This window comes from Pedococcus sp. P2_E4 (genome assembly GCF_056403935.1).
Map to the genome: position 1 here is coordinate 129,815 of NZ_JBFUEO010000002.1, position 13,571 is coordinate 143,385.

The following is a 13,571-nucleotide window of genomic DNA, read 5'->3' on the forward strand; positions in this document are numbered from 1 at the left end:
CGGTGGAGCAGTGAAGGCTCTGGATGTCCTCGGTGTCCGCGTCGAGATGCCCACCAACCACCCGATCGTCCTGCTCCGTGAGCGGGGCGGCGACCGCTACCTACCCATCTGGATCGGTGCGGCCGAGGCGACGGCGATCGCCTACGCCCAGCAGGGCATCGAGCCGCCGCGCCCGCTCACGCACGACCTGCTCAAGAACGTCATCGAGGCGCTCGGCCACCGGCTCACCGAGGTCCGGATCGTCGAGCTCAAGGACGGCGTGTTCCACGCGGCCCTGGTCCTCGACGGCACCACCGAGATCTCCTCGCGCAGCTCGGACGCCATCGCCCTCGCGCTGCGCACCGGCACCGAGATCGTGGCGGGGGAGTCGCTGCTCGAGGAGGCCGGCGTCGCGATGTCCGGCGAGGAGGATGCCGAGGACGAGGTGGAGCGGTTCAAGGAGTTCCTCGACCAGGTGTCGGCCGAGGACTTCGAGAAGGAACCGGGGGACTCCGAGCCCTGACCTGCGCGGGTTGAACGCACCAACCCTCAACCTGATGTTGAGATCGAGAGTATGCCGTTCGGCCGCGACACGCCGGAGGGCGAAGGTGCAGTGGTAGTTGACCTTCCCTGATCAGCGGCCTTACCGTCAGCCAGAGACGTGAAATGCGTCCGGTGTAATTCTGTGTTCTATCTGTTCGATGTTCTGTCTGTTCGATGTGGGTGACCCAGGAGGTGAGCGTCGTGATCACGAGCGGTGAAGCTCAGCACGGCTCGACGACCGGCACGACCGTGCCTGCCGCGGCGCAGGGCCTGTTGTTCACGGACGACCTTCCCGAGCTCAGTGACGACATCGGCTACCGCGGGCCCACGGCCTGCAAGGCGGCCGGGATCACCTACCGCCAGCTCGACTACTGGGCCCGCACGGGTCTGGTCGAGCCGTCGGTGCGCGGGGCCACGGGCTCCGGCACCCAGCGGCTCTACGGTTTCCGCGACATCCTCGTCCTCAAGGTCGTCAAGCGCCTGCTCGACACCGGGGTGTCCCTCCAGCAGATCCGCGTCGCCATCCAGCACCTGCGTCAGCGCGGTGTCGAGGACCTGGCCCAGATCACGCTGATGAGCGACGGCGCCTCGGTCTACGAGTGCACGTCGGCCGACGAGGTCATCGACCTGGTCCAGGGTGGCCAGGGAGTCTTCGGCATCGCGGTGGGCCGGGTCTGGCGCGAGGTCGAGGGCGAGCTCGCCGAGCTGCCCAGCGAGCGTGCCGAGGACGAGACGCCGGCCGCGCACCCGGACGACGAGCTCCGGCTGCGCCGTCAGGCCCGCCTGGCCTGACCGAATCACGTCGAACGCCAGCCGCTCCCACGAGCCGGCGGGCTTCGTCGTGTAGATTGTGGATTGCTGACCACCCTGCGTGGGAGAGTCCCCGGGCGAGAGCCGCGGGGCGCCGAAGGGGCAAGACTCCCCGGAACCTCTCAGGCGCCAGGACCACGCGGGCGAGGCACCTCTGAAGCGGCACAGTCGCCGCGACAGATGGGGAGGCTGACCGAGCACACCCACGTTCAGGAGCCTCATGTCTGCCCAGCACGCCACCGACCTGCCCGCTTTCGTCGGGCGCCACATCGGCCCTGGCGCCGATGACGTCACGGCCATGCTCCGCGCCGTCGGCCACGAGACGCTCGAGGCGCTCGTCGACCACGCGCTCCCCGGCGCCATCCGCAGTGACGGCCCGTTGCGGGTCGAGGCGGCCGCGTCCGAGTCCGCGGTCGTCGAGGAGCTGCGCGCGCTGGCCCGGCGCAACACCGTGATGACGTCCATGATCGGCCTGGGCTACTACGGCACCATCACGCCGGCGGTCATCCAGCGCAACGTCCTCGAGAGCCCTGCCTGGTACACCGCCTACACGCCCTACCAGCCGGAGATCTCCCAGGGGCGGCTCGAGGCCCTGCTCAACTTCCAGACGGTCGTGTCCGACCTGACCGGCCTCGAGACCTCGGGCGCGTCGCTGCTCGACGAGGCGACGGCCGCGGCCGAGGCGATGACGCTGATGCGCCGCTCGAGCAAGGCACCCCAGGACGCGGTGCTGCTCGTCGACCGTCACGCGTTCCCGCAGACCGTTGCCGTGATGGCGACCCGGGCGCTGCCACTGGGGATCGAGCTGGTGGTGGCGGACCTTGCTGACGTGACCTCCACGCAGGCCCTTCGGGCCGCCGCCGGTGACCGCGACGTGTTCGGCGTCCTGGTCCAGTACCCGGGGGCCGACGGTGAGCTGCGCGACTGGACCGCCCTCGCAGCAGCCGCCCACGAGACAGGTGCCCTCGTCGCAGCCGCGGCCGACCTGCTCGCCCTGACCCTGGCGACGCCGCCGGGGGAGTGGGGGGCCGACGTCGCCGTCGGGACGAGCCAGCGCTTCGGCGTCCCCATGGGCTTCGGAGGTCCGCACGCCGGCTACATGAGCGTCCGCGCCGGGCTCGAGCGGTCGCTGCCCGGCCGTCTCGTCGGGGTGAGTGTCGACACCGAGGGGGCCCCGGCATACCGGCTCGCGCTGCAGACGCGCGAGCAGCACATCCGGCGCGAGAAGGCCACGTCCAACATCTGCACCGCCCAGGTGCTCCTCGCGGTCATGGCCTCGATGTATGCGGTTTACCACGGGCCCGCGGGCCTGGCGGCGATCGCCCGGCGCACCCACGCGCACGCCCGCGCCTTCGCGCAGGGGCTGCGCGAGGCGGGGGTTGACGTGGTGTCCGACAACTTCTTCGACACCGTCACCGTCGCCGTGCCCGGCGGCGCGGACGAGGTGGTCGCTGCAGCGGTGGCGCGGGGCGTCAACCTCTGGCGCGTCGACGCCGACCACGTCTCGGTCAGCGTCGACGAGACGACCGACCTGCGTCACCTCGAGGCGGTCTGGTCCGCATTCGGTGTCAGTGGGCTCACCGAGGTGGCGCTCGACGCTCCCGAGTGGCCGGCGGCGCTGGTCCGGACGAGTGACTACCTGACCCACCCGGTGTTCCACAGCCACCACAGCGAGACCTCGATGCTGCGCTACCTGCGCCGGCTCTCCGACCGTGACTTCGCGCTCGACCGCGGCATGATCCCGCTGGGGTCCTGCACGATGAAGCTCAACGCGACCACGGAGATGGTCGCGGTGACGTGGCCCGAGTTCGCCCACCTCCACCCGTTCGCCCCGGCCACGCAGACCGAGGGCATCCGCGACCTCATCGGCGAGCTGTCCGACTGGCTGTGCGAGATCACCGGCTACGACGCGGTGTCGCTCCAGCCGAACGCCGGGTCGCAGGGCGAGTTCGCCGGCCTGCTGGCGATCCACGCCTACCACGAGGCCAACGGCCAGTCGCAGCGTCGTGTCTGCCTCATCCCCGCCAGCGCGCACGGCACCAACGCCGCGAGCGCGGTCATGGCCGGCATGAAGGTCGTCGTCGTCCGGACTGCTCCCGGGGGCGACGTCGACATGGACGACCTGAGGGCCAAGGTCGAGCAGCACCGCGACGACCTCGCCGCGATCATGGTGACCTACCCGTCGACGCACGGCGTCTTCGAGGACACCATCACCGAGCTCTGCGGGCTCGTGCACGACGCCGGTGGCCAGGTCTACGTCGACGGGGCCAACCTCAACGCGCTCGTCGGGCTCGCCAAGCCGGGCAAGTTCGGCGCCGACGTGTCGCACCTCAACCTGCACAAGACGTTCTGCATCCCGCACGGTGGCGGCGGCCCCGGCGTCGGTCCGGTCGCCGTGCGGGCCCACCTGGCTCCGCACCTACCCAACCACCCGCTCGCTGAGGAGGCCGGGCCGGTCAGTGGCGTGGGGCCCATCTCGGCAGCGCCGTACGGGTCGGCCAGCATCCTGCCGATCTCGTGGGCCTACGTGCGCCTCATGGGCGGGGCCGGGCTGACCCGCGCGACGCAGGTCGCCGTGCTCAACGCCAACTACATCGCGACCCGGCTGCGTGAGCACTACCCGGTGCTCTACTCCGGTCACGACGGCATCGTGGCGCACGAGTGCATCCTCGACCTGCGCGACCTCACCAAGCGCAGCGGCGTGACGGTGGACGACGTCGCCAAGCGCCTCATCGACTACGGGTTCCACGCGCCGACGATGTCGTTCCCCGTCGCCGGGACGCTCATGGTGGAGCCCACCGAGAGCGAGGACCGGTACGAGATCGACCGGTTCTGCGACGCCATGATCGCCATCCGTGAGGAGATCGCGGCCGTCGAGTCGGGCGAGGTGCCGGTCGCGGACAGCATGCTGCGCAACGCGCCGCACACGGCCAAGGCGCTGGCCGGCAAGTGGGAGTACCCGTACGACCGCGGAGATGCGGCGTTCCCCGTCGGGGTCGCACCGGCCGACAAGTACTGGCCGCCGGTGGGTCGCATCGACGGCGCGTTCGGGGACCGCAACCTGGTGTGCAGCTGCCCGCCGCCGGAGGCCTTCGAGAGCTGAGGGCTACGCGGCGGGGGTGGCCTCGTCGGTCGTGCGCACCTGGACGGTCGAGCCGCGCTCGGACTTGGAGACCACCACCTGGTGGGGGATCCGGGTCCGCAGCTCGGCGACGTGGCTGACCACGCCGACGGCCCGGCCACCCTCACGCAACCCGTCGAGCACGGTCATGACCTGCTCGAGGCTCTCGTCGTCGAGCGTGCCGAACCCCTCGTCGACGAACAGCGTCTGCAGGTCGAACCCGCCGGACTCCTCGCGGACGGCGTCGGCGAGCCCGAGGGCGAGGGCGAGGGAGGCCATGAAGGACTCACCGCCGGAGAGGGACGACGTCGCGCGGGTCTGCCCGGTCCACTGGTCGAGCACCTCGAGCCCGAGACCGCTGCGAGCGCGGCGGGCTGCCAGGCCGTCGGTGTGTCGCAGCAGGTAGCGTCCGTCGCCCATCGTCGCGAGCCTCTCGTTGGCCAGGGCTGCGACCTTGTCGAGGCGTGCGGCGAGGACGAACGCCGACAGCCGCATCCGCAGGGTGTTGGACCCGGAGGTGCCCCCGATGGTGTCGGCGAGCTCGCGCAGGGTGTCGTGACGCACGAGGGCGTCACCCAGTCGCTCGCACCGGGCGGTGAGCGTTCGGCGGCTGCGTTGGACGTTGGCCAGGACCGCCCGCGCCATCGTGTCGGCGGAGGCGGTGGCCTGAGCCGCGTCACCCGAGGCGACCTCTGCAGCCGCGAGCGCCGCGAGGTCTGGGGAGGGTGCCTCGAGCGCGGCAGCGACTGCGGGCTCGGCGAGGGTTGCCGTGGCGACCGCGTGGGCCGAGTCGTGCTCCTTGACCTTGGCCCTGAGCTCGGCGACCTCGGACTCGGCCACCAGCGCAGCCCTGGCATGGTCGAGCGACTCGAAGCCGTGGTCGTGCAGGGCGCGCATCACCTCGGCGTCAGCCGCCTCGTGCTCGGTGGCGCGCTCGTGCTGGCGGGTCAGGGCTGAGACCAACACGGTCAGCCGGTCGTGGACCCGGTCGTGGAGGGCCGACATCTCGGCAAGTGGCAGGGGGCGTCCGTCGCCGGTCCCGTCATCGCCCCCCGCACCGGCCGCGAGGCACGGGCACGAGAAACGGTGCTCGGCGACGGCGGCGGCAACGGCGAGGTCCGCGGACTCCAGCTGCCTGAGGAGCTCGGTGATCGCCGTCATGGTGAAGGCGTGCTTCTCGGTGAGCCCGATGGCCCGCGTGTCGGCCTGGGCGACGACTGCCTGGGCTGCGGCCAATTCGCCACGCAGGGACTCGACCCGGTCGGCGAGGGCCGTCGCCCCCTCGAGCGCGGTGCGGGCGTGCTCCATGGCCGCGAGGAGGGCCGCCGCGTCGCGAGGCTCGCCCTCGAGCTCGTCGGAGCGTTGGGCGATGCCGGCCTCGAGCCCGGCGACGGCGAGCTGGTGCTGGGTGCGCGCCGACTCGGCCGCCCGCCACGCGACCTCGGCTGCGGCGACGTYGTCGGCGGAGACGAGCCGGCCTGACTCCGCTGGGGCCGGGTGCTCGTGGCCRCCACAGACGGGGCACGGCTCGCCCTCGGACAGGCGGGTGGCGAGCTCGCCGGCCATGCCCTCGAAGCGTGCGTCACGCAGGTCCTGGTAGACCTCGCGGAGGTCCTGCTCGTGCGACCGCGCCTGGGTGAGCAGGGCTTGGTGCTGGTCGAGCGAGGCCAGCGCGGCGTCCTGGGCGGTCCGCTGCCGGTGCAGGCCTCGGACGCGCTCGAGCTCGGCTCCCAGACCGGGGAGCTCGGAGGCAGCGGCCGACGCCGCCGCAAGGACTGTCACGGCGCGCTCCGCGCGGGCCGCCGCCAGCTCGCGCTCGGGCTCGCACCGACTGAGCTCGTCGGCGAGCTGGTCGACCTGCGCCCTCAGTGCCGTGAGCTCACCACGGCGCCGGCGCGCCTCCCGCGAGACCTGCTCGGCCTCGACCAGGCCCACCCGGGTGCTCTCAAGGTCGTCGAGGGCACGACGGACCGCACCCGGGTCGTCGCGGTCGAGCCCGATGTTGGAGACGTCGGCCCAGCCAGCCGCCACCGCCTCACGGGCTCTCGCCAGGGCGGTGGCGGACCGCTCGAAGGCCTTGAGCTCACCCGCGACCGCGGCCGCCCGGTGCGCGGCGTCGAGACGTGCCACCGTCGCCCGGTGGGCCGCGGTGTCCTGCTCGAGACGAGCAAGGTGCTGCGCGGCGGCGCGTCCGCGCGTCTGCAGGGCCACCAGCTCGCGCCCGGCCACGTGGGCGGCGGTGGCCGCGGCGTCGGCCAGCTTGGCCGCGTCGTGGGCCGACAGGGCAGCGACGGCGGCGGCCTGGGCGGCGCTCTCGACTCGCTCCAGGGCGCCAGGCAGGTCCGCGGGCACCTGCTCGGCCCACGGGGGAAGGTCGTCGTCAAGCGAGGACGGGGACGCGGCGAGGTGCTCGCCGAGCACCGTGAGCTCGGCCTGGAGTCCTCGTCGCTCGTCGTCCAGGGTCGTGGCCGCCGTCTTGCGTTGCTCGGCGAACCAGTCCTCGATGCCGACGTACCCGGCCACGTCGAAGAGTCGCTCGAGCAGACCCCGGCGCTCCTCGGGCGTCGCCCGAAGGAAGGCCGCGAAGTCCCCCTGCGGAAGCAGGACGACCTTGCTGAACTGCTCGAGGCCCATGCCCAGGACGTCGTCGACCACCTCGGCGATCTCGTCGTGGCGGGTCGAGACCGCCTGCCACGCCCCGCGGCGTTGCTCGAACAGCAGGGCCTTGGCAGGGACCGACACGGGCTTGCCGCCGACCCGCTTGGACGGACGGACGAACTCCGGCGACCGCTCGAGGCGCAGCCGGCGGCCGGCGGCCGTCAGGTCGAGGGTGACGAGGGGAACGGCGCCCGCGTCGGCGTGGTCGCTGCGCAACCCCTTCTTCGTGCGGGCGCCGGGGACGTCGGCATACAGGGCGAAGCAGATCGCGTCGAGCAGGCTGGTCTTGCCCGCCCCGGTGGCGCCGCGGATCAGGAACAGGCCGCCGTGGGACACCGCGTCGAGGTCGACCTCGACGGTGCCGGCAAACGGGCCGAAGGCGGTGACGGAGAGCCGGTGGAGCCTCATGCCGCGCCCTCGTGGGCGTCCGTCGACCCCTCGCCCGAGGTGGACCCGCGCGTGGCGAGCCCCTCGTCGTCGCGCGAGGCGCCCCCGAGGCGAACCGCCTCGACGGCATCGGCGAGCAGGTCGCGCTCGGCGGGCGTGGCGGCATACCCCCCGCGGACGTGGCCGAGAAAGTCACAGCAGACGTCGAGCGGCCGCTCGGTCACGCTGCGGAGGGCGTAGGACCGGACGGGCACGGCAGCACCCTGCGGGTCGAACTGGAGCACCAGGGTGTGCGCGAACCGGCGGCGGAGCTGCTCCATGGCACCCAGCGGACGCACCGGGTCGGTCAGGGTGATCTGGCAGTAGGACCGCTCGTGGACGGTCAGCGTCGGATCGAGCAGCAGGGCGTCGAGGTCGCCGCGCAGGACGGCGAGCGGCCGCTGCACGGGCGCGTCGATGCCCTCGACCCGCACTCCCTGGCTGTCGAGGTCCACCAGCCACGAGCCCTTGGTGTGGCCGTGCTCGCTGAACGACAGGGCGACCGGCGAGCCGCTGTAGCGGACGGTCTCGGTCACGCGCTGGCGACCATGGAGGTGACCCAGCGCGACGTAGTCGGCACCGTCGAACGTCGAGGGGTGGACCGCGCTCACCCCACCGACCGAGATGTCACGCTCGGAGTCGCTGGTGGCGCCGCCGGTGACGAAGGCATGCCCCATCACGACGCTCGGCAGGCCCCGCGCGGCGGTGTCGGCCCGGACCCGGGCCATCGCGGCGGCCAGCACCCCCGCGTGGGTGCGGTCGGTGGCACCGAGCGGCTCGGCGGCCACCGACGGCTCGAGGTAGGGAAGGGGGTGGACCGCGACGCCCTTGACGACCACGGGCGTGCCGACGGCATCGACGGAGGACCGGATGTGCAGCCCGCTGCGGGCCAGCAGCTCGCTGGCGAACCCGAGCCGGATGGCGGAGTCGTGGTTGCCGCTCGACAGGACGACCACGGCGCCGGCGTCGACGATGCGCGTGACGGCCTCGGACAGCAGGTGCACGGTGTCGGGCGCAGGCAGCGCGCGGTCGTAGATGTCTCCGGACACCAGCACGGCGTCCACGGACTCGGTGCGCACCACGTCGACCACGTGCTCGACGAAGGCCGCCTGGGCGTCGAGCAGCCCCACCTGGTGGAACGAACGCCCCAGGTGCCAGTCGGAGGTGTGGAGGAACCGCACCCCTGCAGGCTAGGAGGCGGCGCCGACAGCCGTTGGCAGGCGCGCCCTGCACGTGGTTAGGTCATCCCAGCGTTGGGTCATCCCGGCGTGAGGTCGGTGCAGCCCTGGTCCACCCCGGGGCCGGGCCATCCGCACCAGGCGCCAGGACGGCATCCGGATCCGCAGCCGAGGGAGGTTCCGTGGGCGAAGAGGTCAACGCTCAGAGCTATACGCGCGAGCAGCGTCAGAGGTACCGCGAGAAGGTGCGGCAGAACCTCGACGTGTTCGAGCGGATGCTCAGCCAGAGCGTGTTCGAGTTCGACCGCCCGATGACCGGGATGGAGATCGAGCTCAACCTCGTCGACGAGACCTACCGGCCCAAGTTCGCCAACGCCGAGGTGCTCGAGGAGATCGCCGACCCCGGCTACCAGACCGAGCTGGCGCGCTACAACATCGAGCTCAACGTCCCACCGCGGCCGTTGCCCGGCGACGCGGCGATCGAGCTCGAGGACGAGATGCGCAAGTCGCTCAACGCGGCCAGCGCGGCTGCCGAGAAGCGGGGCGCCCACATCGTCGCCGTCGGCATCCTGCCGACGATCATGCCCGAGCACTTCGAGGGCGACTGGATCAGCGCGAACAACCGCTACACCGCCCTCAACGACTCGATCTTCTACGCCCGAGGTGAGGACATCTACCTCGACATCGAGGGTCCGACGGGCGAGCGCGTCGCGACCTACTGCGACTCGATCGCCCCGGAGTCCGCCTGCACGAGCGTGCAGCTGCACCTGCAGGTCGCACCGACGGACTTCGCGGCGCACTGGAACGCCGCGCAGTCCCTCGTGGCCCCCCAGATCGCCCTGGCGGCCAACAGCCCGTTCTTCTTCGGCAAGCGGCTGCACGCCGAGACCCGGATCGAGCTGTTCAGCCAGGCGACCGACACCCGCAGCATCGAGCTCAAGAACCAGGCGGTCCGTCCGCGCGTGTTCTTCGGCGAGCGCTGGATCACCTCGATCTTCGACCTGTTCGAGGAGAACGTCCGGTACTTCCCGGCGCTGCTGGCCGAGGTCAGCGACGAGGACCCCGTGGCCAAGCTCGAGGCCGGCGAGGCGCCGAGCCTGGCCGAGCTGCGGCTGCACAACGGCACCGTCTACCGGTGGAACCGCCCCATCTACGACGTCGTGGACGGCACGCCGCACCTGCGGGTCGAGAACCGCGTGCTGCCGGCCGGTCCGACCCTGGTCGACGTGCTCGCCAACGCGGCCTTCTACTACGGCGTCATCCGCAAGCTCGCGGCCGACGACCGTCCCGTGTGGACCAAGATGAGCTTCGCGGTGGCCGAGCAGAACTTCCGCAACGCCGCCAAGGACGGCATCGACGCCCGGCTCTACTGGCCGGGCTTCGGCGAGGTCGGCGCCGACGAGCTCGTGCTGCGCCACCTGCTGCCGCTGGCCCACCAGGGGCTCGAGGAGTGGGGCGTGTCCGCGGCGGTGCGTGATCGCTACCTGTCGGTCATCGAGGGGCGTTGCAAGTCGGGCAGCAACGGCGCGACCTGGCAGACCGACGCCGTGGCCGTGCTCGAGCGCCGTGGCCTCGACCGCCAGAGCGCGCTCGCTGCGATGCTCGAGCTGTACGCAGGGCACATGCACAGCAACGAACCCGTCCACACCTGGCCGCTCCCCTAGAGGCGAGGTGTGTGGCGCGGTGACCGCGCGCCATACCTGCCCCTATGCTCTGGGGGCGTGGGGGGGACGACGTTTCGCGCGGTCGGGGACGCGGGTGCGGTGATCGCGCGCGCCGGGCAGCTGCTGTGGCGGCACTGGCCGATCGTCACCGTGATCTACCTGCTCGGCGCCGCGGCCCACAACGGGCTGCTGTGGTTCTGCGTCTGGCTCAGCGAGGACCACTCGACCGCTGCGGCGTTCGTCCTGCCGCTCGTGCCGATGGCCACCCTGACCGCGCTCATCCTGGCGCTGCGCGAGCTCACTCCCAGCCTGGCCCACATCCGCCCGCCTGCGGTGAGCCGCCTCACGCTGCTCGCGAGCGCGTTGGTCCCGTTCCTCACGGTCTACGTGTCCCAGCAGTACCTGCGCGAGGACACCCGGGAGTTCCTCAATGCTGCCACCAGTGACGAGTTCCTGGAGCGCAGCGGTGGCTTCGGCCCCGGCACGTTCAACGCTGACCGCACCAACATCGCCAGCGGGGTCGCCCTCGTCGGCATCGTGGCCGGGGCACTGCTCGTGCGCTGGCTGCTGGACCGGTTCGACCTGCCGCAGAAGGCCGCCGGCTGGGGGCTGTTCGCGGCCTACGTCGAGGTCCTGTGGGTCTGGATCCTCGCCAAGCGGCTCGCCAACTTCACCGGTGAGGTGGAGGCCTGGGTGCGCACCCGTCGGCTGTCCCACTGGCTGCTGGACCGGTGGGGTGACCTCATCGATGCGCTGGGCCCCCTGGGACGGCCGGTGGAGGTTGTCGGTCAGTGGTTCTGGGGAGCCATCGGTCAGGCCGACGCGATCATCGTGGTGCCGATCGCGTGGCTCACTGTCGGGGCCGTTGTGTACGGCCGCAGGCTCGAGCCGCGCCAGCCTCGGACCCCCGTCGCGGTAGAGCGCCCCGAGACCCCGTGGCGGCGTGGCGTGACCCGGCTGCCGGCTCCCGTCCGCCGGGCCGGGCACGAGGCGACAGCGAGCTTCCGTGGTCGCTTCTCCGCGCTGGGCAACGGGATCAGACTCCTCGCGGTCGCCGGTCTCGCACCGATGTTGTTGTTCTGCCTCGTGTTCCTGCTCAGCAGGCAGGTCGAGGTCGGGGTCTCGGAGCTGCTGCGCCTCGCCGTGGGGCCGCGGGACTTCCGCGACGCGCTCACCCTCGCGCCCTATCTCTCGGTGATCAGTCGTGGGGCCTACACCGTCGTGCTCGTGGCGCTGCTGGGCGCGGCGATCGACCGCATTCTCGGTCACCTGGACGGTGACGAGCCGGTGATCGAGCCTGCCGATGGTCAGCCCGTGGGCACGTCGAACTCCGCGTAGAGCGGGGTGTCGAACCAGACGCGGACGTCCGCCGGTCGGACGTGGGCCGGGAGGAGCAGGTGGTAGCGGCGGTCGTACTCCGCAGGCCGGGGGTCGAACGCCTGCTCGGGACCATCGGCCGAGATCGCCGGCAGGGGGCCGGCCGCCCCGGGTGGTGTGCAGCTGGGGAAGTCGAGGACGTCGTCCACCGCGTCGCCGAAACCCGGGCTGTACTGACGCCCCTCGGCGTCCCTCACCTGGACCTGGCAGGCGCCGAGGACCGTCGCGGGGTCGGTAGCGAAGTGCAGGGTGAGCCGCCACAGGGTCTGTCCGTCGGGCACCGTCGCCGGCAGCGTCTTCGCGTCTGCGGATTCCTGGTAGTCCTCGACCGGTGCGAGCGAGACGAAGCGCATCGTCACGTCCCGACGGTGGGTGCCCTTGGCGTCGTCGAGGGTGTCGCTGAGCTGCACCGAGCGGTCCGCAGCAGCGGTCAGCCGCTCGTGCGGGAAGGTCGGCCACCACCGGTCGACGAGGCGCTGGCTCGAGGCGCCCATCGCCAGCACCAGGGCGAACGGGAGGGCCGCCACGGTGAGGAGCGTCCGACGGCTGGGGCGGCTCACGACGTGGCCTTCGGCATGACGAGCTCGACGGGAGTCGTGCGGGCCTTCCAGGAGGCCACCTGGTCGGCGGTGATGCCTAGGTCGACCACCGCCATGTCGTCGCCGCGCTGGTCGTTGAGGTTGCTGGTCAGCGCCAGGTGCGCGCCGGCCAGCGCCGCAGGGTCGGCCTCGAAGGCGACCAGGCAGTGCCCCGGGATGCCGGGGTTGACGACCTCGCACTCCACGACGTTGCGGGTTCCGGCCGTCAGGACCCGGCCCTGACCGTCCCGCAGCTCGGCGTAGGCGAGGGCGGACCTGTCCAGCCGCGCGGTGAAGTCCACGTGCGCGGTGACCCAGAGCCCGGGGGAGAGCATCGCCTGGGTGGTGGTCGCGAGCTGGCGGGCTCCTTCGACCTCGGTGACTCGCAGGTCTCCGTACCGGAGGTGGACCTCGCGGTCGAGGGTGCTCTGCCGTTCGAAGGCGCGGACGGGCGAGGGTTCGTCGGGCAGCCACTCCGTCACCACCCGCCCGACCGACAGCGCGGCGAGCACGAGTGCTCCGGCACCGAGCTGGGCGCGGTTGGGGCGGGGCAGCCTCATGAGGCCGCCACCTTCTCGTAGGGCATGGCGGTGAACGTGCCCACCGCCGCACGCGTCGGGTCGCGCCAGTCGTAGGTGTCGTCGATGCTCGCCTGGCGGAAGGTGTGGCTGTAGGCAGCGACGCGCACCGACGTGGGGACCGGCTGGCCGGGCGCCTGCCGCCAGACGAACGCGAGGGTGTAGGTCAGGCCCGGGGCCAGGTCGCCCATCGGCTCGGCGTCGTCGGCCACCAGGATGGTGTCGGGGCGCAGGTCGTTGCTGGACGGCTCCGGGTCCTTGCCGAAGGGCCGCGTCACACCGGGCACCTGCTCGATCCGCAGGAGGTCGCGCAGGGCGTCGTCCATCGGGACGGACCGCTTCGCGTCGGTGCCGGTCACCGTGGCGAAGACGACGACGTAGCGCCCGTCGATCTTCCCCGCTTGCGCCACGCCCAGGTCGCTGCCGTACCGCACCTTGGTGACGCTCAGGCGCACGGGCGCGACGTCCCGCTCCACCCCGGGTACGAGGGAGGGGGTCGCCGCGGCCTCCTGCGCGCGGAGCCCGCCGAACGGAAAGGAGGCGGCGAGGACCAGCAGGAAGGCGCCGAGCAGCCACTGGCGCACCGTCAGGGTGCCCAACCACCCCCGCGCCCTGCCCCACCAGCCGGCCGGCTCCAGCCCCTGCGTCCCCACGGGCGC

General features: G+C 72.1%; 10 protein-coding genes and 1 riboswitch. Of the genes, 5 read left to right on the forward strand and 5 right to left on the reverse strand.

Going from position 1 to position 13,571, the window contains the following annotated elements; translation table 11 throughout:
* Nucleotides 1-10: 10 nt before the first annotated feature.
* From AC1DV7_RS02130 to gcvP, 3 genes are all read left to right on the forward strand, one after another.
* Entirely contained in the window at nucleotides 11-502 is a 492-nt protein-coding gene (locus tag AC1DV7_RS02130) for a bifunctional nuclease family protein (protein ID WP_477594102.1), read from the forward strand.
* 194 nt (nucleotides 503-696) lie between these two features.
* Nucleotides 697-1,314 carry a MerR family transcriptional regulator gene (locus AC1DV7_RS02135; protein WP_477594104.1) on the forward strand — a complete coding sequence of 206 codons (618 nt, stop codon included), beginning with the start codon at nucleotides 697-699 and terminating at the stop codon, nucleotides 1,312-1,314.
* Nucleotides 1,315-1,384: 70 nt separating this feature from the next.
* Nucleotides 1,385-1,480: riboswitch (glycine riboswitch) on the forward strand.
* A gap of 72 nt (nucleotides 1,481-1,552) precedes the next feature.
* Complete coding sequence (gene gcvP / locus AC1DV7_RS02140) at nucleotides 1,553-4,435, forward strand: aminomethyl-transferring glycine dehydrogenase (RefSeq protein ID WP_477594106.1); 2,883 nt, start codon at nucleotides 1,553-1,555, stop codon at nucleotides 4,433-4,435.
* Between the two features lie 3 nt (nucleotides 4,436-4,438).
* Here gcvP and AC1DV7_RS02145 read toward each other — a convergent pair whose 3' ends face one another.
* Together AC1DV7_RS02145 and AC1DV7_RS02150 are read right to left on the reverse strand one after the other, a co-directional pair.
* Nucleotides 4,439-7,519: an AAA family ATPase gene (locus tag AC1DV7_RS02145; RefSeq protein WP_477594108.1), complete on the reverse strand. Its 3,081-nt coding sequence runs from the start codon at nucleotides 7,517-7,519 to the stop codon at nucleotides 4,439-4,441.
* A complete protein-coding gene (locus tag AC1DV7_RS02150; RefSeq protein WP_477594110.1) occupies nucleotides 7,516-8,718 on the reverse strand; it encodes an exonuclease SbcCD subunit D in 1,203 nt (400 codons plus the stop codon). The genes AC1DV7_RS02145 and AC1DV7_RS02150 overlap by 4 nt, the downstream gene beginning before the upstream one ends.
* Before the next feature lie 179 nt (nucleotides 8,719-8,897).
* On the opposite strand from AC1DV7_RS02150, the gene AC1DV7_RS02155 reads away from it, so the two are divergent.
* The gene (locus tag AC1DV7_RS02155; RefSeq protein WP_477594112.1) at nucleotides 8,898-10,379 is read left to right on the forward strand and encodes a glutamate-cysteine ligase family protein; all 1,482 of its coding nucleotides are present in this window, start codon (nucleotides 8,898-8,900) and stop codon (nucleotides 10,377-10,379) included.
* A 57-nt stretch (nucleotides 10,380-10,436) separates the two neighbouring features.
* Nucleotides 10,437-11,717 (forward strand): hypothetical protein, encoded by a 1,281-nt coding sequence (locus tag AC1DV7_RS02160; RefSeq protein ID WP_477594114.1) that lies wholly within the window; start codon nucleotides 10,437-10,439, stop codon nucleotides 11,715-11,717.
* On the opposite strand, the gene AC1DV7_RS02165 is transcribed toward AC1DV7_RS02160, so the two are convergent.
* The 3 genes from AC1DV7_RS02165 to AC1DV7_RS02175 are packed head-to-tail and all read right to left on the reverse strand — an operon-like array spanning nucleotide 11,687 to nucleotide 13,565.
* Nucleotides 11,687-12,316: a hypothetical protein gene (locus AC1DV7_RS02165; protein ID WP_477594116.1), complete on the reverse strand. Its 630-nt coding sequence runs from the start codon at nucleotides 12,314-12,316 to the stop codon at nucleotides 11,687-11,689. The two genes, AC1DV7_RS02160 and AC1DV7_RS02165, sit on opposite strands and share 31 nt — an antisense overlap.
* Complete coding sequence (locus AC1DV7_RS02170; RefSeq protein WP_477594117.1) at nucleotides 12,313-12,894, reverse strand: hypothetical protein; 582 nt, start codon at nucleotides 12,892-12,894, stop codon at nucleotides 12,313-12,315. The genes AC1DV7_RS02165 and AC1DV7_RS02170 overlap by 4 nt, the downstream gene beginning before the upstream one ends.
* Entirely contained in the window at nucleotides 12,891-13,565 is a 675-nt protein-coding gene (locus tag AC1DV7_RS02175) for a hypothetical protein (protein ID WP_477594119.1), read from the reverse strand. Before AC1DV7_RS02175 ends, AC1DV7_RS02170 begins: the two co-directional genes overlap by 4 nt.
* Nucleotides 13,566-13,571 lie beyond the last annotated feature (6 nt).